We start from the raw sequence: 21,614 nt of genomic DNA, 5'->3' as shown, positions 1-21,614 counted from the left end.
CTTCGAAATCGGTGGTCAATCACCCGAGCACGGCATCATCCGGCGTCCTCGCAGAGCTCGTCGCGTTCAGTCGGCAAGACGCAAAACTGTTTGCGTCTTGAAACCCCGACTTCACCCATGCGACAAATTGGCCGGGAGCCAATTTGGACCGCCAACGGCGGGTCCCGCAGGGACGAACCCCAGGGATGGGGTGAGCAATGTAGTTCACCGCACCCAAATTCAGAACCAATCCGCTCAAACCAACCCCAAACCCGCTCAACAATCCAACAAAAATCAAACACGGCCGCCCACAAGGGACGCCCCTACAACCGATTGCACCCTACTTATATTTATGCAAAAGTACTCAAATTCAAACAGATATAAAATCCTAAGGCCAATTCATGCCAAGCCCACTACGCAATTACAGCAACAATGTACTGATTGCAATCAGTCGGTTACTAAATGCCATACTCGGTGGTAATCCAAGCTTAACCTTAAGCGCAAGAGCAGGTCTGCACTATAGAAAAGGGCAGTGGAGACAACGACGATGGTTGATCAATATACTTTTTTGGCTACAGGATGATCATTGTGAGTTGGCAATACGATGGGATACGGACAGAAACCAGCAAGCGATAAAAGCTGTGGCAGAAGACAAGGCGATAAAAACAGAGCCTTTGTGATATCTGCTGACATCACAAAGGCATCAGGAGAGATTAATTAAGCGCTGGCTTCATTTCCACAACCACTTCATTGTTGTGGAATAACTGTAACTTATCGCCGTTTAATTCAATGCGATCAGCCATTTGCAGATGTTGCGTGAAATTAGATTCGTAGTAGTTACTCTGAGCACAATACTTTTTAGTACTAACTAAAGGGTTCACTTTCAATAAGTTAGAACTTTGGCTGTAGCTTGCGTTAAATACGTTGCAACCTGAGAATCCGTACAGCTTGGCATTGTCGTTAAACAGCATACGTAAATTGTATTGTTGTGGTACCTGGATGAATTTCACGCGCTCTACCCGCCAAACAATACCTTGTACCTTGGCTACATTCAGTGTGTCAGGGCAGGTTGCGCCAGGCCAAAACTGTTCAAATTTCTCCACAAACAGCATCTTGTCTTCTTTTGTGCTCTGGCGTGCGATCATGGTTGCGATCACAGGCTTACCATTCAGGTTTTTGTCTGTCTGATAATTACGCAGCATTGGAATATGATGTTGAGTCATGGCTATGGTTGATTTTTCACCGCTGGTACATGAGGTGAAAACAGCATTATTATCAATCACCTGGTACATACCCAACATTTGCATGCTGGTATCCAGTTTAATAAAGTTATTTGAGCGTACTAATTCATAGTTGTCTTTGGAGACAACAGGTTTACCTGCTTCATCCAACAGCACCACTTTGTTATTGCTGACAAACTGGAAAGAAGGAATTTTAGTTTGCTGAGACATCAGATGGATCACACGACCTTCCAGCAACCAGGTGCCTTTCACCAGGTTCACCTCATGCTTATCAATAAACTCCTGACGTGCTTCAAACTTGCCGTCCTGAAATAAATTGACGTGATACTTTACTCCAGGACATCCTTCACAAGGCAAAGTACCGACAAAACTCATATCACGATCAATAAAAATATGGCCAAAATCAGTGGCCTGCGCTTGAGCCACGTTATCATTCAACACTTCGTTTTCAACTAACTCAGGTTCAACCGCCACAACTGGCTCACTGACTTCGCTGATGGGGGCTGGCGCTTGCTCTGGTAACTGACTACAACCCGCCAAAGCTAAAACTAAAGCGCTTAAAATAAAACTCTGCTTCATATTCATCTGGATCCCAAGAAAATTGGCGCCATTATAAAGCAACTACGCAGACAGTCGAATGGTATTGCTGATTAAAAATTGTCATATTTTATTCTTTGTCTGGAGTTGTAAGAACTCTAGCACTACTAATGCACTGTCCTTTGGATTTTCCTGCATAAAACAATGGCCGCCTTTGACTTTATGCAGTTGAACAGCATGATTTAACTTACGCCACTTTTCTGCAGATTTACTGACAAAAGGGTAGGTTTTGTGACCATGGATAAGAAGAGTTGGGCTACAGGGCTGCTGAAGCTGTTTCCATAGTTGTTTCGGATAAGACGCAAATATTTCTGCTTCGCGCTCGGCCTTGCATTTTAATGTCAGGCCTTCGTTGCCGTGCTCTAACGCATGATCTATATAACTTGCCAGCGCATCATCATGCCAGTTTTTAAACATGCCCCTTTGATGCAGATAGCTGTAAGCCGAATCTTTATCTGGCCAATGTTGGCGTCGATTTAAAGCCTTTTTAGCCATCGGATTCTTTTTATATAACCCCAGCCAGTCCAGAGTCTTCATTATCGTCAGCATGCCAGGCGTAAACAAAACAGGATCAAGTAACACTACAGCATCAAAAGGACTGGACGTTTTGCTATTAATGAGTGCAGTTAATACGCCGCCAAAACTATGGCCCACTCCATAACAGGGCACACCAGAAAATAAATATTGATAGGCAGACCAGGCTTCTAAGGCCAGATCCGCACTTTGATTCCAGCCAACAAAAATGCCACCGTGGTCGCTGTCTCCATGACCCTGAGCATCAGATAAAAACAAATCAAAGTGGGGAAGTAATTGAGCTAAAAAAGGTTGGTACATCCGGCTGCAATAGCCGTTGCCGTGTAAAATATGCAGCACTGCTTTACCGCTTGGCAGAGTATAAAATCCACGTAAGGTAAAACCGTGTTGAGTTGAGTAACTCCAGGGGATTAAATCCATCATCTGTCTTTATTGAGCAAATCTAACAGCACTTTGCCATGGTCATACCAGATCTGCAAATACAAAAGCCCGGCTTGAGACCGGGCTTTTGAGTTTATTGACGTCTATCAGAAGTTATAGTTTAAACGAACGTAGTAGAAACCACCGTTGATACCCATAACAGCAGTTGTCGGGTATTTAGAACCCGCTACACCTTGCCACTCATGCTCATCAGGGTATTCATCAAATAAGTTTTGAGCACCTACGCTGATTTCATAACTGTCATTGATGCTATAGCTGATTTCTGCGTCAGTGGTGATCGCTGAACCCACTTCAATAGGTAAACCACCGTCAGCAGCAGTCAACACACCGCTGTCTAAATGATCTTCGTAGAAAGAGCCGAAGTGATTGATACGAACATAACCTTTCCAGTCACCATAATTTTGATTGACGGTGAAGCTGCCACGAACACGGGGTAAACCACGCTCTAATTGCTCTACTTTAGCTTCGCTGATATTGCTCGAGTAGCTGTCCACTGTTGTATCTGTCCAGTTATACGCAAAAGCTAAACCTGTGCGGCCGTTCCACAGATCAAAACTATAGTTAGCAACTAAATCCAAACCCTGGGTTGTGGTATCAAAGTCGTTAGTGAAGTACTTAACGCCGGTAAAGCTGCTGGCATCTTTAACACCTAAAGCTAACAGCGCTTCGATATCTTCAGGCGTCAAATCCAGAGAAGAAGTCTGACTGATACGGTCTTCTACTTTGATATGGAAATAATCCAAAGTCACGTACCAATCGTTCACTTCAACAACTGTACCGATAGAGAAGTTTTTTGACTCTTCCGGAGTTAACTGCTTACCACCTTTTTGGATTGAGATAGGGTGAGTTGGCGGTAAAGTGGCAGTATCCACCAAACCAGCAGGGCTGAATGATGTAGTGACGTTACGTACGTTACTTTGACCTATAGTAGGAGCCCGGAACCCAGTACTTATCGCAGAGCGGAAAGCAATTTCATCGGTGGCCTGATAACGTGCAGTCACTTTACCATTAGTAGTATCACCAAAGTCTTCAAAGTCCTCAAAACGCAAAGCAAAATCCATGCGGAAACTGTCGCTGAATTCAGCACCTAACTCTGTATAAGCAGCGTAACTGTAACGGTTAAACGAACCCGCATCTTCTGGTTTAAAGCCTGGGAAGCCGTTTGAACCTATACCAAAACCCTGTGAAGCTAAAGGACCTACTTCAAAAGAGGCTGCATCACCGGCATAAATTTCAAAGGTTTCATCACGGTATTCCACACCACCAGCCACATTCAGTGGGTATGGCAGGGCATCAACTTCAAACGGTTTGTTAAAATCTAAGTTGGCCGCTTTTTCAAGTTGAACATACTTACCTGGTTTAAAGGAGCGCGGAGTATCAGCACCTAAAGAAGCATTCAGAGTGTTTTTGATATAAAACTCCACTTCACTGCGGCCAACAGACATACTTGCATCAAAAGCCCAGCCTGAATCCAGTTCACCTTTTACACCAGAAGCAATGGCCGTATCTGTAATAACACCACCAAACTTAGGTGTAAAACCACCTGGTAACATACCGTAGTAGGTGAAGCAGTGAGCAGGAAGTGCATCGACATCCCCTTGTATCGCTCCATGATTACGGATGGAGCCATCAGCGTTCTGAGCTGCAACACTTGGGCAAGCACCTAAGCTTTCATCCAGGTTACCAATCAGCAGGTTTTTACCCTCATCATTAGAGTAAACACCACTGCGCGTAGTAGGATGGCGATAATAAAAACCACCTTCTACGTCACGTTCTGCCCAGTTAGTGAATAAATAAAACTCTCGGTCTTTTGCTACTTCTAAGCCTATATTGGCAAATAACTTGGCATCACGTTTAAATTCTGGTGAACCCCACACCTGGGCTGGATTTTCGATAAATGGATTGCCTGCGGCAGCTGAGGCTGCAGCATCATCTCTTTGTACTGAACGGCTGGTAGGATCGGCCTGTTTAAACTCACCGCTGATATTGGCAAAGCCATTGTCGGTAAATGGTAGACCTATGTTACCCGACACCTGGCGCAAATCACCGTCGCCTTCATAAAATTGACCACTTTTCACTTCAAAAGAACCGCCTTCGGCAGCATCTTTTAAGCGGAAGTTAATTACACCAGCTATAGCATCAGAACCGTATTGTGCTGCTGCACCATCCCGTAAAATTTCGACTTGTTTTAGTGCAATGGATGGGATGACAGAAATATCCGGACCTTGCGAACCGTCAGAAATACCACTACCTAAGAAGGTAATAACAGCTGCACGGTGACGTCTTTTACCGTTAACTAACACTAAGGTGCTGTCTGGTGGCAGGCCACGTAAGTTGGCTGGGCGAATCAAGGTTGAAGCATCGTTAATGGGTTGCGCACTGACGTTAAAGGAAGGGACTGCGGCTGTCATTAGGCTGACCATATCGCTGGTACCGGTTTTTGAAAACTCCTCGCCACCTATAACGTCTACAGGTACAGCTGAATCACCTACAGAGCGCGGAGCGCCACGAGCACCTATAACAACAATTTTCTCGACAGCTGCATCTTCAGCCTTCTTTTCCGCTGTCGCATCAGTGGCTTCTTGTGCTAACAAAGAGGTGCTTATCAATAAACTGCCGCATAAAGCGATTTTTATAGCGGCAGCAACAGGATGGTAGTGGATTGATTCTTTCTTCATGGATGTTGCCTTCTCATCTGGATTTTTGTTTTGGCTCATTTTTATCTACGAGCTCTGTAATGACCATATTTGAAAAACTCAGCTTTGTCTATCGTGATTTTCTGTGATCTGATCGCTCTTTTTTGGTGAATCATCGCACCATTCTGGTGCTTTTCGGGGCTTTGGACTGATTTTTTACAGAAGTATGACTTAAAAATTGAACCTAAATAACTGAAAAATGTCGGATCCGACTTGCTGTTTTACTGAAAGTCGATTCAGATAGCAGGGTTCATTTAATCGAGGATTTCTAGTAGTGAAAAAACTTCTGACTCCGGCAAGCCTGGCAACTGTATTACTCTCCGCAACAGCTCAGGCAACTGTATTACTCTCCGCAACAGCTCAGGCAAACGTCAATTTACCTCTGGAACGTTTGTTTGCAGAACCTGCATTAAGCGGTACAGCGCCACGTTCTTTAAGCTTTTCTCCCGACGGCAGCCGTGTTACTTACCTTAAAGGGAAAGAAACGGATGCGAACAGGCTGGATCTGTGGCAGTACCAGATCAAAACAGGCAAGCACAGTATTTTAGTTGATTCAAATCAACTATTTAGCGGGCCAGAGTTGTTGTCAGATGAGGAAAAAGCAAGGCGAGAGCGCTTACGCTTATTTGCCAGTGGAATTGTAAGCTATAACTGGTCAAAAGATGGTAAAGCTTTACTCTTTCCACTGAATGGTGACTTGTATTATTACGACTTATCCAGCCAGAAAGCGCGTAAGCTAACCAACACCGAAGCCTTCGAAACCGATGCACAAATATCGCCCAAAGGTCAGTATGTATCTTTTATCCGGGAACAAAATATTTTTGTATTGGACCTGAAATCAGGCAAAGAAACCCAGTTAACGACAGATGGTCAGGGTCTGATTAAGAACGGTATGGCTGAATTTGTTGCTCAGGAAGAGATGGGCAGAATGACTGGCTATTGGTGGGCTCCTGATGACAGCAAAATTGCTTTTAGTCAGATTGATGAATCCCCTGTGGCCGAAGCTGTGCGTAATGAAATTTACGCAGATGAAATTAAGCTCTTTAATCAGCGTTACCCATTTACCGGCACAGCAAACGTAAAAGTGAAGCTGGGTGTGGTTGCAGTACAGCAACCTGCGGTGCAATGGCTTGATTTAGGCAAAGAGCAGGATATTTACCTGGCCCGTGTCAACTGGAGTAAATCGGCGTCTTTGTTGACTTATCAATGGCAAAGCCGTGATCAGCAGCATCTGGAACTACGTTCCGTCGAATTACCATCTGGCAGTACCAAAGTGTTGCTGAAAGAGCAGAGCCCCACCTGGTTAAATTTAAATGACGATTTGCATTTCTTAAAAGATAAACAGCATTTTGTCTGGGCATCTGAGCGGGACGGGTATAAGCATCTGTATCTTTATAAACTCGACGGTACTTTGGTTCGTCAACTGACCAAAGGCGACTGGATTGTTAACAAGATAGAAGCCATTAACGAAGATCAGGGCATCATTTACTTCTCAGGCCGTAAAGATACACCGCTCGAAAGTCATTTGTATTCGGTACCTGTTCAAGGAGGTGAGAGCAAGAGGCTTACTCAGGCTGAGTTTTCGCACGCCGTTGTGATGGCAGAAACAGGCCAGAGCTTTATAGATAGTTATTCCAGTGTGTTACAGCCGACTAAAGTGGAATTGAAGACTGTCGAAGGCAAAGTGCTGACTGTGCTTGAGTCGAATGATGTGTCTGGTTCACATCCGCTGGCCCAGTACAAAGATAAGTTGGTGAAACCTAGGTTTGGCACTTTAAAAGCAAAAGATGGCCAGACCTTGTATTACCGGGCCTTTGAACCTGCACAGCTTGAAAAGGGAAAAAAATATCCCGTGATCGTCGGTGTATACGGTGGACCAGGTGCACAGCGTGTCACCAATAGCTGGAGCCCGAAAGACCTGTATTTCCAGTACCTGGCACAAAACGGCTATATCGTATTCCAGTTGGATAACAGAGGTTCGGAAAACCGTGGTAAAGCTTTTGAAGATCCTATCTACAAAAAGCTGGCGGTAGTAGAGCTTGACGATCAAATTACAGGCGTTGAGTATCTGCGCAGCTTGCCTTATGTCGACGCTGGTCGTATTGGCATTTATGGCCATAGCTACGGTGGCTACATGAGCATTATGGCGATGTTTAAAGCCGGTGACTATTTTAAAGCTGGTGTAGCCGGTGCTCCTGTCACCGACTGGGCTTTGTATGATACCCATTACACAGAACGCTATTTAGGCCACCCTGCAAGCAATAAGGCGGGTTATCAGCAGAGTTCGGTGTTCCCTTATGTGAAGGATTATCAGGGTAACCTGATGATTTACCATGGTATGGCGGATGACAACGTGCTGTTTACCCATAGCACCAAGCTGTATTCTGAGCTGCAAAAGCAAGGGAAATTATTCGACAGCATGGATTATCCCGGGAGCAAACACTCTATGTTTGGCCAGCCAGTGCAAACCCATTTACATAAAACCATTACGGCGTTTTTTGAGCGTCAATTAAAACAATAAACTGTGGGGGCGGGCCTGGGACCCGCCCTCGTAATCAGAGCTCGTTGCCGCTTAATTTATTGGCTTTAAAAGCCAGCAGATTATCGCTGGTCACCTGACAAATCTGTTGCAAGGCTTCCTGAGTGAAAAAGGCCTGATGCCCGGTGATTAATACGTTAGGGAAGGTCAGCAATCGTTTAAAGACTTCATCGTCAATCAGTTGTCCTGATAAATCCTGAAAAAATAAATCGGCTTCCTGTTCGTACACATCCAGACCCAAATAACCAATCTTCCGGCTCTTCAGTGCCTTAATAACAGCTTTGGTATCAATCAGGCCGCCTCTGCTGGTGTTGATTAGCATCACCCCATCTTTCATCAACGCCAGACTGTTCTCATTGATCAGGTGATGAGTTTGAGGAGTAAGCGGGCAGTGCAGGCTGATTATATCTGATTGAGCCCATAACTCTTCTAAAGCCACGTACTGAACACCGGCGTTTACCAGCTCATCGTCGACTTTGATGTCGTAACACAGCAGCTGCATACCAAAGCCAAGTAAAATTTTGGCGGTCGCCACACCTATGCGACCGGTGCCAATCAGACCTGCAGTTTTGCCATTCAGGTTAAATCCCAACAAGCCATCCAGCGCAAAGTTGTCATCCCGCACTCTGTTGTAGGCTTTGTGTAATTTGCGGTTTAAGCAGAGGATCATTGCAACCGTATGTTCTGCGACTGCTTCAGGTGAATAGGCTGGGACGCGAGCAACACGCAGCCCCAGCTCTTTGGCTGCGGCTAAATCGACGTTATTAAAACCAGCACAGCGTAAGGCAATCATGCCAACACCCATGGCTTTGAGTTCTGTCAGCACGGGTTTTGACAAGTCATCGTTTACAAAGACACAGACAGCCGTATAACCCTTAGTTAATTGAGCGCTGTGTTTATCCAGTGGCACATCAAAAAAGCTGAATTTGAGACTTGAGTCAGCCCATTGTATGAAACTTTCCTGATCGTATTTTTTAGCGCTAAAGACTGCAATTTTCATTTTGGGGCTCCTTGCTCTGGATCTGAAACTCAGAGTAACGCAAAAGGCTGCAGGCTTTATTGTTTTTAATCAAGATAGTCTTTTTAGTTCAGCTGGCTAGTACTTCTTCAATGGACTGATGCAGGCTGGATGGTTTGGTTCGTGGCGCATAACGCTTCACCACATCACCCTCGCGATTGACCAGAAACTTAGTGAAGTTCCATTTAATAGCGCGTGTTTTCATCAAGCCACGGGCTTGATCTTTTAGATACTCAAATAAAGGATCTGAATCCAGACCATTGACCTGCACTTTGCCAAAAACCGGAAAACTAACGCCATAATTCAACTGACAGAATTGTTGTATCTCAGCATTAGAACCTGGTTCTTGTGCACCAAACTGATTACAAGGAAAGGCCAGCACCACAAACCCCTGATCTTTGTATTGCTGATACAAAGCTTCCAATTCCTGATACTGTGAGGTAAAGCCACATTGGCTGGCTGTATTAACGATCAGCACCACTTTATCCCTGTATTGGGCTAAATCCACGTCCTGACCCTGACTATCCTTCACTTTAAAATGGTGAACCTTTGGCATAACTGTCCTTTTGTGCAACTCGTCTGATGCTTTTGCGTCAGAGCCCCTGATTCTAGTAAGCTTCTTGGTATTCAAGTCTGTCACAGAAATAAGTCAAAATTATGTCAAATTTATCACAACAAAAAGTTGCCTTTGTCGGTTTGGGGGTTATGGGCTTTCCTATGGCGGGTCATTTGCAGCAAAAAGGCGAGCAGGTCTGTGTTTATAACAGAACACAGCAGAAAGCGCAGGACTGGGTACAACAGTACGGCGGTACTTGCGCATTAACTCCTGCAGAAACTGCAGCTGGTGCCGATTTGGTGATGTTATGTGTAGGCAATGACGATGATGTGCGTTCTGTAGTCTATGGCGAGCAGGGCGTTTTAGCTGCGATGCGGCCTGGCTCTTTATTAATAGACCATACCACAGCCTCTGCTGATTTAGCCCGCGAGTTGGCATTAGCTTGTAAGGAGAAAGGTATAGGCTTTTTAGATGCACCAGTCTCAGGTGGACAAGCTGGCGCTCAGAATGGCTTGTTGACCATTATGCTGGGTGGTGAAGATGCTGATTTTGCCAAAGCAGAAGCCACATTGATGAAGTACGCCCGCAGCGCCCGTTTATTGGGGCCTGCAGGTTCTGGTCAATTGGCCAAAATGGTCAATCAGATTTGTATTGCAGGCGTAGTGCAGGGGCTTGCTGAGGCTATGCATTTTGCCCAGCAGGCGGGACTGGATGGTCAGGCCGTGTTGGACACCATCAGTAAAGGTGCTGCTCAATCCTGGCAAATGGAAAACCGCGGTTCCACTATGTTGCAGGGCAAATACGACTTTGGCTTTGCAGTGGACTGGATGCGTAAAGACTTAGCAATCACCTTAAACGAAGCCCGCCACAACGGTGCCACTTTGCCACTGACTGCTTTAGTCGACCAGTTTTACGCCCAGGTACAAGCCATGGGCGGTGGGCGTTGGGATACGTCCAGTTTACTGACTGTATTGCAGCGCAAAGTCTGAGTCTATACCCAAGTAACTTCAAGATGCAGAATTCAGCGGGAGATAAAAGCGCTTTAGGCAAGGCAGCTGTTGGAAGCTTTAGTGGTTCTAAAGCGACAACAGTTAACGCAGCATAAAGCGCTTTTAGCCCCGCCCTTTAGGGAGTCGCTGGGCGATTGCACTGCAGCGTTAGCCTGTCTCGCAAGGTATCTACATTGCTTCGCCAGGCTGCCTTGCGTTGCAAGCGCCCAGCGGCTCTGAAACTCGCATCTTGTGGTCACTTGGGTATATAACTAATCATCTAAACTGGTGCTGGCCAAACCTAAAGTCAGTACCAGTAATAGCGGAATTTGCACCAGATGCAGCATAGGGTCCGGGCTTATCTGCAGCGCCAGTCCTACCACCATTGCCCAAACCAGAGCCAATAAAGCCCATACTGTTGTGCGTTTTGACAGTTGAAACATAACCACCTCCTGTTGTTGATGCTGCTACTTTACTCTGCTAATAAATGGGTCTAAAGTGTCACTAATGACGCAATTGTGGCTGAAAGTGACAATATGAAACGCATCGGTATTTGGGTAGATCAAGACGTAGTGATGAGCAGTGTGACTGGGGTGACTGATTTTTTTACCTACTGCAATAAATACTGGCAACTGATACAGCAAAGTGATCAGCTGTTATTTGAAACTGTGTTGATGGGGCCTCGTCCTCAACTACAGCAAGGGCCTTTTACGCTGCAGGTTGAAGCTGTTGATTTTAATCAGATTGATATTCTGCTGATCCCTGGCTTTTATGCCTATAACTCAAAAGATCTGCAGCGCGTCAGTCAGGAATTGCTGCCTTACAAGGCAGAGTTACAGCAGATGCTGCAACAGGGGAAGTGGCTGGGCGCTTTTTGTAATGGCACTTTTGCTCTGGCTGGAACTGGCTTGTTAAATGGCCTGCAGGCGACTTCGGTCTGGTTTTTTAAAGACTATTTCCGCCAGATGTTTCCGCAGGTCAAACTGGATTTACAGCAGCTTGTGGTGCAGCAGCAGACCATTCTAACGGGCGGCGCTACAACCTCTTACCTTAACTTGTGCCTGCGGTTTGTCGAACTTTGTATGGATACGGCTTTTGCTCAGCAAATGGCAAAAATTATGCTGACTGACCCCAATAGAACCTCACAGCTGCCTTATCTTTCTTTGCAATTGGCACCGCAACACAAAGATGCCAAGTTAGCTGAAATTCAGCAGTACTTGCAGGCGCATCTGGCGGAGCCTGTTAGCCTGGAGCAATTAGCAGAAACCTTTGCAATGACACCCCGCACTTTGATCCGCCGTTTTAAGCAACATCTGGACGAAACGCCTATGGCCTATCTGCAGCGTTTGCGTATCGAGAGAGCGAAGTCGTTGCTGGAAAATACTTTGTGGACAGCAGAAGACATCATGCAGCAAGTGGGCTACGAGGACATTTCGTCTTTTCGTAAGTTATTTGTGCATTACACCAGTCTGACGCCCAAAGCGTATCGGCAAAAGTTTATGTTTGAGCCACAAATTAACTGCTGTCCTGTCAGTGGCCGGGAGCGGGAGTCGGCGGCTTAATTGAGCATAATGAAGTTAGTTAACAAAATTTAACAAATGAATCAGGAAAAGTTTGTTTTGTGCTATTATCATGTGGCCAATTCATTGATGAAAGTAAATTAAATGTATTTATCTGAGATCGGCTGGCATCTTTATGCACTGCTTTTTATTGTCTGCATCCTGCTTCCGGCGCTTATTTTATGGGCTCTGGTGTATTTTAAACCTCTTTGGTTAAGACAATCTTTATGGGTATTCAGTTTTTGTAGTTTGTGTTTTTTAACACTAAGTCTGAAGTTTAGTGATAACACCTTGTTAATGACTGAAAACTCGCTGGAGCTAAAAGCGGGTTTATATCAGACAAGAATCGATGATATTCACTCAGCGCAAAGTAAAGTGTCAGTGGTATTTTGTGATGAATTGGGTGAGTTCAAACCTGTAGTTGCGGTAAACGCGATTCATCTGCCTAACTACAAAGTAGGCTGGTACAGGTTGGCGAATCAGCAGACTGCCTTTGTAATGCTCATTGGTGATATAGACAAAGTGACAGTGGTCAGCACTAAAAATGCGATAGCCTTAATTAGCGGCGATATTAACAGAGACAATGCTGGTGCTGGTTTGCAGGCTAAGGCGTTTCGATAGGGTCAGAAGCCTTGCCTCTGACCCTTTCATGTTTTACTTCAGAACTGCATTTCCGGAATATCACCAGAAACAACTAACTTACCCGCAGTTTTTTGCTTAATTTCTTCCACGCTGATACCAGGTGCACGTTCCAGTAAATGGAAAGCACCATCCCGAACTTCCAGCACAGCCAAATCAGTCACAATCTTTTTCACACAGTTCACGCCAGTCAAAGGCAGAGTACAGCTATCCAGTAACTTGGAGCTACCGTATTTGTCGGCGTGAGTCATGGTGACAATAATATTTTGTGCACCAGCCACTAAATCCATAGCGCCACCCATGCCTTTGACCAGTTTGCCCGGGATCATCCAACTGGCGATATTGCCGTTTTGATCCACTTCAAAAGCGCCCAATACTGTTAAATCCACATGGCCGCCACGGATCATGGCAAAACTTTCAGCTGAGCTGAAAATTGCAGCACCTTTAATGGCGGTAACTGTTTCTTTGCCTGCGTTGATCATATCGGCATCCAGTTCAGCTTCGGTTGGGTAGGGACCCATACCTAATAAACCGTTTTCCGATTGCAGCATCACTTCAATACCTGCAGGCACATAGTTGGCCACTAAGGTTGGGATACCTATGCCTAAATTGACGTAATAGCCGTCCTGTAATTCCTGAGCCACCCGCATAGCGACCTGTTCACGTGATAATGCCATTTGCTGTGCTCCTTAAGCCTGACGGACCATACGACGTTCAATGCGTTTCTCAAAGCTGGCTTTGATCACACGTTGCACATAAATACCTGGTGTGTGAATTTGGCTTGGCTCCAGTTCACCCGGCTCGACGATTTCTTCCACTTCAGCCACAGTAATTTTGCCTGCAGTAGCTGCCATAGGATTGAAGTTCATTGAAGTATGGCGGAACACCAGATTGCCATAACGGTCTGCTTTCCAGGCGCGCACTATAGCAAAGTCACCGGTAATGGCTTCTTCCAGCACATAATTGCGGCCATTAATTTCACGGGTTTCTTTACCATCAGCCACAGGAGTGCCGTAACCAGTCGCGGTGAAAAAAGCCGGAATACCAGCGCCGCCAGCGCGTATTTTTTCAGCCAGCGTACCTTGAGGTGTTAATACCACTTCGAGTTCACCTGATAACAGCTGCTTTTCAAACAAGGCGTTTTCGCCGACATAAGAGGCGACCATTTTTTTGATTTGGCGATCTTCTAACAACACACCTAAACCAAAACCATCGACACCACAGTTGTTGGATACCACTGTTAAATCACGGGTGCCCATCTTCTTGATCTGAGCAATCAGGCCTTCTGGAATACCACATAAACCAAAACCACCGGCTATCACTGTCATACCGTTGGTCAGGCCTGCCAGCGCTTCTTCATAGCTGGTCACAACTTTATTAAACCCTGCCATTTTGTATCCTTAAAAGATGCTATCAATCATTAATTCTGCTGGCATTTGGCCTTAAGCGCCAATCCTACTTTAGAACTAGGTGCTTTCCCCAGCTGCTCGCTGATAAACCAGCCAATAGGTGCCAGCCGTTGTAAATCAACACCGCTCTGTATGCCAAGACCGTTTAGTAAATACACCACTTCTTCAGTGGCAACATTGCCTGACGCACCGGCAGCGTAAGGACAGCCGCCTAATCCTGCGACTGAGCTGTCGACCACAGCAATACCACGTTGTAGCGCTGCGTAAATATTACTTAACGCCTGGCCATAAGTGTCGTGAAAATGCACAGCTAACTGCTCAACAGGTACAACCGCTAGTACAGCATCGAGCATCGCATTGACTTTGGACGGAGTGCCAACGCCTATGGTGTCACCTAAAGAGATTTCGTAGCAGCCCATATCTAAAAGCGCTTTAGCAACCCGTGCTACTTCTGCTGGCGCAACCTCACCCTGATAAGGACAGCCGACCACACAAGAGACATAACCCCGCACCTTAATGCCATCCAGTTTGGCTTGCGCCATCACTGGAGCAAAACGTTCAAGACTTTCCGCTATGCTGCAGTTGATATTTTTCTGGGTAAAAGCCTCTGATGCAGCACCAAATACCGCAACTTCAGTAGCTCCTGCCGCTTTGGCTGCTTCATAGCCTTGTAGATTAGGGGTCAAAGCCGTGTACTGAATACCTGCTTTACGGCTGATTTGTGCAAATACAGCAGCAGAATCAGCCATTTGTGGCACCCACTTAGGGGATACAAAAGCACCGGTTTCAATGGTGACAAGGCCAGTTTCAGCTAAGCGATTGACCAGCTCAACTTTGGCCTGCAGCGATACCGCCTTTTCATTTTGCAGACCATCGCGTGGGCCTACTTCAACAAGTCGCACTGCTTTGGGCAAACCAGTTGTGTGTTGTGGGTTTAATGTCAGTGACATTTTTCTCTCCAAGTAGGCCTGTTAGTCAGCTGGGGTAAAATCCAGCAACTGAGCTCCGTCTTTCACCAGATCACCAGCGGCATAAAACAGCTGATTGACCACACCATCTTTCGGCGCTTTGATGCTGTATTCCATTTTCATCGCTTCCATCACCAAAAGCGTCTGGCCTGCACTGACAAGCGCACCTTTTTCGACCATCACTGCCACTATAGTGCCGTTCATCGGGGCTGTCAGGCTGCCTGCTGCGCTGTCGTCGACTTGCGTTTGCACCTGAGTCTGGTAAATAAAATCGTAGCGTTGGTGTTTAATAAAAACCGACACTATGTCTTGATACTGGCTGACCCGCACTTTCACCTGATGACCATTTAAATTGGCTTGCAGCTCATCGCCTTGCAAGCTGGCGGTGGCTGGGGTGATCACGCCTTGTTGCGTTAAGCTAAGCTGTTTACCTTCAGAGCTGATGCTAACCAGACGGCTTTCATCCTGATAAATCAGCGGGAAAGACACAGTTGGGACTTCATTTAAACGCCAGCCTGAACACAAAGCCCATGGGCTTTGATCGTCCACATTATCTGAACGCTCTTTCAGCAACAGATACAAGGCCGCCAATAAGCTGGCTTGTTCGGTTTCAGACTGACCTGGTGCAAACAAGGATTCTTTATGCCGTTCAATAAAGTGGGTGTCCAGCTCGGCTTTGGCAAAAGCAGGTTGCTCCACTAAACGGGTTAAGAAATTCAGGTTGTTTTTCACGCCGGCGATGCGGTAATCATCTAAAGCACGCAACATACGGGCTATGGCGCGGTCACGGTTTTCATCCCAGACAATGAGTTTGGCAATCATAGGATCGTAAAAAGGCGAGACTTCGTCGTTTTCTACCACGCCTGTATCGACCCGCACATAACGACTGGCTTCAGGCTGGCGTAAATAGGTCAGTTTGCCTGTGGCTGGCAGGAAATCGTGATCCGGATCTTCAGCATAAACCCGCACCTCAATGGCATGGCCATCAATAGTGATTTGATCCTGAGTTAAAGGCAAAGGCTGACCACTGGCCACCAACAGCTGCCATTTCACCAGATCCTGACCTGTGATCATTTCAGTGACTGGATGCTCGACCTGCAGACGGGTATTCATTTCCATAAAATAGAAGGAGCCGTCTTCATCAAATAAAAATTCAACAGTACCAGCACCCTGATACGCAATAGCCTGAGCGGCCTTCACCGCGGCTTCGCCCATGGCTTTACGCTGCTCAGCACTGAAATTCGGTGCTGGTGCTTCTTCAATGACTTTTTGGTGACGGCGCTGAATAGAGCAATCCCGCTCAGCTAAATACACCGCATTACCAAAACTGTCGGCGAACACCTGAATTTCAACATGGCGGGGTTTGGTCAGATAGCGTTCCATCAACACTTTGTCATTGCCAAAGCCGTTTAAGGCTTCACGTTTGGCACCAGCCAAAGCTTCAGAAAATTCGCCACTGTTCCAGACCACACGCATGCCTTTACCACCACCGCCGTATGCGGCTTTCAGTAACAGCGGGTAGCCCACCAGATCAGCTTGTTGCTGTAAAAAGGTTGGGTCCTGATTATCACCATGATAACCCGGCACTAAAGGCACACCGGCTTTGGTCATAATCTCTTTGGCGGCGCTTTTACTGCCCATAGCCGCAATAGCGGGCACTGGCGGGCCAATAAAGATCACACCAGCCTCCGCACAGGCTTGTGCAAATCCTTCGTTTTCAGATAAAAAGCCATAACCAGGGTGCACAGCTTCGGCGCCACTTAATTTGGCAATTTCCAGAATTTTATCAGCGCGTAAATAGGACTCTTTGCTTGGCGCAGGGCCTAATAAAAAAGCTTCGTCGGCCATATGCACATGACGGGCATTGGCGTCAGCTTCTGAATACACAGCCACACAACGGATCCCCAATTTATGGGCGGTTTCTATCACACGGCAGGCGATTTCGCCCCGGTTGGCGATCAAAATTTTGCGAAACATCAGTCTGTTTTTCCTTATTCTGACCGGACCCAGGCCGGAGTTCGTTTTTGTAAAAAGGCGTTTAAGCCTTCCTGACCTTCAGCCGACACACGAATAGCGGCAATACGGGCGGAAGTGCTGTCAATCAGTTGCTGATTAATAGGCTGATGATTCACAGCGGCCATTAACTCTTTGGCACAGCGCAGCGCTGCAGGGCTGTTATTCAGCAAAATGCCAACAAAATGTTCTGCTGCGCTACTAAGACCACCAGCGTCCACTAATTGATGCACTAAACCTAAATTCAGCGCTGTAGATGCATCAAAACGTTCTGCCGTTAAGAAATAACGGCGGCTGGCACGTTCGCCAATAGCGCGCATCACGTAGGGGCTGATCACGGCTGGTATTAAACCAATTTTTACTTCGCTTAAACAAAAGCTGGCGCCTTGTTCGGCAATGGCTATATCGCAGCAGGAGACTAAACCTAAAGCACCACCAAAAGCCGCACCTTGCACCAAAGCTATGGTAGGGGCAGGGAAGCAGTCCAACTGGCGCATCAGCTCTGCTAACTGACCTGCATCTTCTAAATTCTGCTGGTAGTTTTTCTCTGCCATAGAGCGCATCCAGTTCAGATCTGCACCTGCACTGAAGTTTTTACCCAAAGACTTCAGCAGCAGCACCCGCACAGCAGGGTTAGTGGCCAGGCTTTTTAACGCGCTTATTAATTCGCTAATCATGCTGTCGTCAAAGGCGTTATGCACTTCGGCTCGGTTCAGCACCAGCTCCGCAACACCTGATGCGTTTAACGAAGTCGTAATAGTTTTATAGTTTTGCATTTTTTACTCCTTGCGCTTTTTCGCACTACATCCGGAACACGCCAAATTTCGATTCGGCGACAGGCGCATTTAGCGCAGCGGTCAGTGCCAGGCCTACTACCATACGGGTTTGTGCCGGGTCGATAATGCCGTCATCCCATAACCGCGCACTGGCGTAGTAAGGGTGACCTTGTTGTTCGTACTGGGCGACAATAGGCTGACGTATAGCTTGTTCAGCTTCAGGGGTTAAGCTTTCGCCTTTACGTGCCAACGCATCTTTAGTCACAGTGGCCATTACACCAGCCGCTTGTTCGCCACCCATCACTGAAATACGGGCGTTGGGCCACATCCACATCATGGTTGGGTCATAGGCTCTGCCACACATACCGTAGTTACCAGCGCCATAAGAGCCACCAATTAATACGGTAAATTTCGGCACATTGGCACAAGACACAGCCATCACCATTTTTGCGCCGTGTTTGGCGATGCCTTCGGCTTCGTATTTTTTCCCGACCATAAAGCCGGTGATGTTTTGCAGGAATAAAAGTGGAATTTTGCGCTGGGCACAGAGCTCAATAAAGTGAGCGCCTTTTTGCGCCGACTCAGAAAACAGAATGCCGTTATTGGCCACTATGCCAATAGGCTGGCCAAAAATGCGGGCAAAACCACAGACTAAAGTCGCGCCATAAAACTGTTTAAATTCATCAAAGTCCGATGCATCGACAAGTCGTGCTATCACTTCACGTACATCAAAAGGTTTTTTCAGATCGGTGCCGACAATACCGTACAGCTCGCTGGCATCATAAAGTGGTGCTTCGACAGGGCGCACGTCGCCTTGCACTGGTTTTTGATGATTCAGGCGGCTGACGGCATTACGCGCCAGTTGCAACGCATGCTCATCATTGAGCGCATAGTGATCGGCCACACCTGAGATTTTGCAGTGCACATCAGCGCCACCTAGCTCTTCTGCGGTAACTTCTTCGCCTGTAGCAGCTTTAACCAATGGTGGGCCTGCTAAAAAGATAGTGCCCTGATCTTTGACGATAATACTTTCATCCGCCATAGCCGGTACATAAGCACCGCCTGCGGTACAAAGGCCCATCACCACCGCAATTTGTGGAATACCCTTGGCGGACATACGAGCCTGATTAAAGAAAATACGCCCAAAGTGCAGCTTATCGGGGAATACATCGTCCTGACGGGGCAGGTTAGCGCCACCTGAGTCGACCAGATAAATACAAGGCAACATGCAGGTTTCGGCAATTTCCTGGGCACGTAAGTGTTTTTTCACCGTCAGCGGGTAATAAGTACCCCCTTTCACTGTGGCATCATTAGCCACAATCATGCACTCGACACCATTGACCCGGCCAATACCTGCGACCACACCAGCAGCTGGTACATAGTCGTCATAACACTGCCAGCCGGCAAATTGGCCTACTTCTAAAAAAGGGGAACCCGGGTCCAGCAGTTTTTGAATACGATCACGCACAAACAGCTTGCCGCGTGAGGTATGGCGGGCAATCAACGCTTCGCCGCCACCTAATTTGATCTGTTGTACTTTTTGCTCTAAATCATCCACCAGCAGCTGCATCGCCTGAGCATTTTGGATAAATTCGTCACTGCTTGGATTAATTTTGCTATTCAGTCTGGCCACGTTCACCACCTTTGGCTACAGGGTCTAGGAAAAGCCGGACAGGAGTCCGGCTTACTTTATTGGTTATGAGTCTGCATCGGTCGCGTTTAGTTCGATTCGTTAAATAACTCACGACCAATTAACATACGGCGAATTTCTGAGGTGCCAGCACCGATTTCGTACAGCTTGGCATCACGTAATAAACGCCCTGTAGGGTATTCATTGATATAACCATTACCACCTAACAATTGGATTGCATCCAATGCCATTTGGGTGGCCAGCTCAGCGCTGTATAAAATCGCGCCAGCTGCATCTTTACGGGTGGTTTCACCACGATCACAGGCTTTGGCGACCGCATAGACATAAGCACGGGCCGCATTCATTTTGGTGTACATGTCGGCTACTTTGCCCTGTACCAGTTGGAACTCACCAATAGACTGACCAAACTGCTTACGGTCGTGGATATAAGGAACTACTACATCCATACAGGCTTGCATAATGCCCAGCGGACCGCCGGATAACACCACACGCTCGTAGTCCAGACCAGACATCAGTACACGGGCGCCTGCGCCTATTGTGCCTAATACGTTTTCTTCCGGCACTTCACAGTCTTCAAACACCAGCTCACAAGTGTTTGAACCGCGCATACCCAGCTTGTCGAGTTTCTGCGCCTGACTGAAGCCTTTAAAACCACGCTCAACAATAAATGCTGTCATGCCTTTAGAGCCGGCATTGATATCGGTTTTGGCGTAAATCACATAGGTATGGGCGTCAGGGCCGTTGGTGATCCACATTTTGTTGCCGTTTAAAATATAACGGTCACCTTGTTTATCAGCACGTAATTTCATTGAGACTACATCTGAACCAGCGTTTGGCTCAGACATCGCCAGCGCGCCAATATGTTCGCCAGAACATAACTTCGGCAGGTACTTTTGTTTTTGCGCTTCGTTGCCGTTACGGGCAATCTGATTCACACATAAATTCGAATGCGCGCCGTAAGATAAAGCCACTGAAGCAGAAGCGCGGCTGATTTCTTCCATTGCTACTATGTGTTCCAGGTAACCCAACCCTGAACCACCGTATTGCTCATCGACAGTGATACCTAATAAACCCAGGTCGCCAAATTTACGCCATAACTCATTGGGGAATTCATTGTCATGGTCGATTTGTGCTGCACGTGGTGCTATTTCGTCACGGGCAAAGCTGTTGACCTGCTCACGGATCATGTCGACTGTTTCGCCCAGATCGTAATTTAAAGTTTTGTATGTGCTAATCATGACTCTTGATCCCCGTTTTTCCCTTCGTATTTGTTTGCCTGACAGCAACGCCAACTACTTTGGAAACTGTTTGATTTGATTTTGTTTAAATGTGTTTTTTAATTCGGTTCTTTGACTTGCTTGGCCTGATCCAGAGTTTCGCGGCAGCGTTTTTCTACTGTCACTAACTCCATCAGCACCACTTTGATGTCGTCCATCTGCTGATGCAGCTCAGCTTTTTTATGTTCTATCAGTTTCAGCATGGTGCTCAATTGAGTCACGCTGCTTTTATCTGCATCGTAAAGTTCAAATAACTGGCCTGTTTCTGACAAGCTAAAGCCCAGACGTTTGCCACGCAAAATCAGTTTCAGTCGCACCCTGTCTCTGCGGCTGTAAATACGGGTTTGACCCTGCCGTAAAGGCGTTAATAAGCCCTGGTCTTCGTAGAAACGAATACTACGGGTGGTGATGTCAAACTCTTTTGCCAGCTCGCTAATGCTGTAGGTTTTGTCGTCTTTTTCTATCATTTGGGCTGTCATTTTGGCCTTCCGGTAAAGTGGCGACAACTATAAGTGAAGTTTACGTAAAGGTAAAGCTGTGTTCGCGTCAAATAAGGGCTGGCGGCAGGTTGGACCAGACCTTTGTAAAGTTAAGGTGCCAGAATAGGGCTGTGGAGCGTGCATTTTTCTGAACCTTTCACTGGTCATAGGACCATAGTGTTAGGTGGTTGACGTTGGCGTAAACGTAAATTTGGTGTAGTCTCAGGCCCAACTTTTTCATCATGCTTCTGAA

Annotated in this window: 18 protein-coding genes; 4 read left to right on the top strand and 14 right to left on the bottom strand. The window is 46.7% G+C overall.

The genetic code is table 11. The features are described from left to right. Window positions 1-692: 692 nt before the first annotated feature. The 3 genes from LSG34_RS03595 to LSG34_RS03585 form a co-directional block, all read right to left on the bottom strand. Window positions 693-1,805, bottom strand: coding sequence for an META domain-containing protein (locus LSG34_RS03595; protein WP_233007432.1), 1,113 nt, complete (start codon window positions 1,803-1,805; stop codon window positions 693-695). Between the two features lie 75 nt (window positions 1,806-1,880). Then, entirely contained in the window at window positions 1,881-2,771 is an 891-nt protein-coding gene (locus LSG34_RS03590) for an alpha/beta fold hydrolase (RefSeq protein ID WP_233007431.1), read from the bottom strand. Between the two features lie 107 nt (window positions 2,772-2,878). Continuing rightward, window positions 2,879-5,470: a TonB-dependent receptor plug domain-containing protein gene (locus LSG34_RS03585; RefSeq protein WP_233007430.1), complete on the bottom strand. Its 2,592-nt coding sequence runs from the start codon at window positions 5,468-5,470 to the stop codon at window positions 2,879-2,881. A 292-nt stretch (window positions 5,471-5,762) separates the two neighbouring features. Between LSG34_RS03585 and LSG34_RS03580 the strand changes: the two genes are divergently transcribed. Next, window positions 5,763-8,009 carry a S9 family peptidase gene (locus LSG34_RS03580; RefSeq protein WP_233007429.1) on the top strand — a complete coding sequence of 749 codons (2,247 nt, stop codon included), beginning with the start codon at window positions 5,763-5,765 and terminating at the stop codon, window positions 8,007-8,009. 34 nt (window positions 8,010-8,043) lie between these two features. Here the strand turns inward: LSG34_RS03580 and LSG34_RS03575 are convergent, their stop codons facing one another. Continuing rightward, a complete protein-coding gene (locus tag LSG34_RS03575; protein ID WP_233007428.1) occupies window positions 8,044-9,027 on the bottom strand; it encodes a 2-hydroxyacid dehydrogenase in 984 nt (327 codons plus the stop codon). Between the two features lie 88 nt (window positions 9,028-9,115). Continuing rightward, a complete protein-coding gene (locus LSG34_RS03570) occupies window positions 9,116-9,601 on the bottom strand; it encodes a glutathione peroxidase (protein ID WP_233007427.1) in 486 nt (161 codons plus the stop codon). Window positions 9,602-9,702: 101 nt separating this feature from the next. On the opposite strand from LSG34_RS03570, the gene LSG34_RS03565 reads away from it, so the two are divergent. Continuing rightward, window positions 9,703-10,590 carry an NAD(P)-dependent oxidoreductase gene (locus tag LSG34_RS03565; protein ID WP_233007426.1) on the top strand — a complete coding sequence of 296 codons (888 nt, stop codon included), beginning with the start codon at window positions 9,703-9,705 and terminating at the stop codon, window positions 10,588-10,590. Between the two features lie 272 nt (window positions 10,591-10,862). On the opposite strand, the gene LSG34_RS03560 is transcribed toward LSG34_RS03565, so the two are convergent. Continuing rightward, window positions 10,863-11,033 (bottom strand): hypothetical protein, encoded by a 171-nt coding sequence (locus tag LSG34_RS03560; protein WP_233007425.1) that lies wholly within the window; start codon window positions 11,031-11,033, stop codon window positions 10,863-10,865. A gap of 93 nt (window positions 11,034-11,126) precedes the next feature. Here LSG34_RS03560 and LSG34_RS03555 point away from each other — a divergent pair, with 93 nt between their 5' ends. Next, window positions 11,127-12,152: a GlxA family transcriptional regulator gene (locus LSG34_RS03555; RefSeq protein ID WP_233007424.1), complete on the top strand. Its 1,026-nt coding sequence runs from the start codon at window positions 11,127-11,129 to the stop codon at window positions 12,150-12,152. 102 nt (window positions 12,153-12,254) lie between these two features. After that, complete coding sequence (locus LSG34_RS03550) at window positions 12,255-12,770, top strand: hypothetical protein (RefSeq protein ID WP_233007423.1); 516 nt, start codon at window positions 12,255-12,257, stop codon at window positions 12,768-12,770. A gap of 38 nt (window positions 12,771-12,808) precedes the next feature. Here the strand turns inward: LSG34_RS03550 and LSG34_RS03545 are convergent, their stop codons facing one another. From LSG34_RS03545 to LSG34_RS03510, 8 genes are all read right to left on the bottom strand, one after another. After that, window positions 12,809-13,465 (bottom strand): CoA transferase subunit B, encoded by a 657-nt coding sequence (locus LSG34_RS03545; protein ID WP_233007422.1) that lies wholly within the window; start codon window positions 13,463-13,465, stop codon window positions 12,809-12,811. 12 nt (window positions 13,466-13,477) lie between these two features. After that, the gene (locus LSG34_RS03540; RefSeq protein ID WP_233007421.1) at window positions 13,478-14,179 is read right to left on the bottom strand and encodes a CoA transferase subunit A; all 702 of its coding nucleotides are present in this window, start codon (window positions 14,177-14,179) and stop codon (window positions 13,478-13,480) included. Window positions 14,180-14,208: 29 nt separating this feature from the next. After that, window positions 14,209-15,147 carry a hydroxymethylglutaryl-CoA lyase gene (locus tag LSG34_RS03535; protein WP_233007420.1) on the bottom strand — a complete coding sequence of 313 codons (939 nt, stop codon included), beginning with the start codon at window positions 15,145-15,147 and terminating at the stop codon, window positions 14,209-14,211. 21 nt (window positions 15,148-15,168) lie between these two features. After that, on the bottom strand, window positions 15,169-17,142 hold the full coding sequence (locus LSG34_RS03530; RefSeq protein WP_233007419.1) for an acetyl-CoA carboxylase biotin carboxylase subunit: 1,974 nt from the start codon (window positions 17,140-17,142) through the stop codon (window positions 15,169-15,171). A 14-nt stretch (window positions 17,143-17,156) separates the two neighbouring features. Continuing rightward, complete coding sequence (locus LSG34_RS03525) at window positions 17,157-17,954, bottom strand: enoyl-CoA hydratase-related protein (RefSeq protein ID WP_233007418.1); 798 nt, start codon at window positions 17,952-17,954, stop codon at window positions 17,157-17,159. 25 nt (window positions 17,955-17,979) lie between these two features. After that, the gene (locus LSG34_RS03520; RefSeq protein ID WP_233007417.1) at window positions 17,980-19,587 is read right to left on the bottom strand and encodes a carboxyl transferase domain-containing protein; all 1,608 of its coding nucleotides are present in this window, start codon (window positions 19,585-19,587) and stop codon (window positions 17,980-17,982) included. Window positions 19,588-19,673: 86 nt separating this feature from the next. Next, on the bottom strand, window positions 19,674-20,843 hold the full coding sequence (locus tag LSG34_RS03515; RefSeq protein ID WP_233007416.1) for an isovaleryl-CoA dehydrogenase: 1,170 nt from the start codon (window positions 20,841-20,843) through the stop codon (window positions 19,674-19,676). Between the two features lie 98 nt (window positions 20,844-20,941). Continuing rightward, entirely contained in the window at window positions 20,942-21,361 is a 420-nt protein-coding gene (locus tag LSG34_RS03510) for a MerR family transcriptional regulator (protein WP_269822751.1), read from the bottom strand. Window positions 21,362-21,614: the final 253 nt, after the last annotated feature.

Origin of the sequence: Rheinheimera faecalis (assembly GCF_021290965.1) — a bacterium.
Lineage (GTDB): Bacteria > Pseudomonadota > Gammaproteobacteria > Enterobacterales > Alteromonadaceae > Pararheinheimera > Pararheinheimera faecalis.
This window is presented reverse-complemented; position numbering and strand designations above follow the sequence as displayed.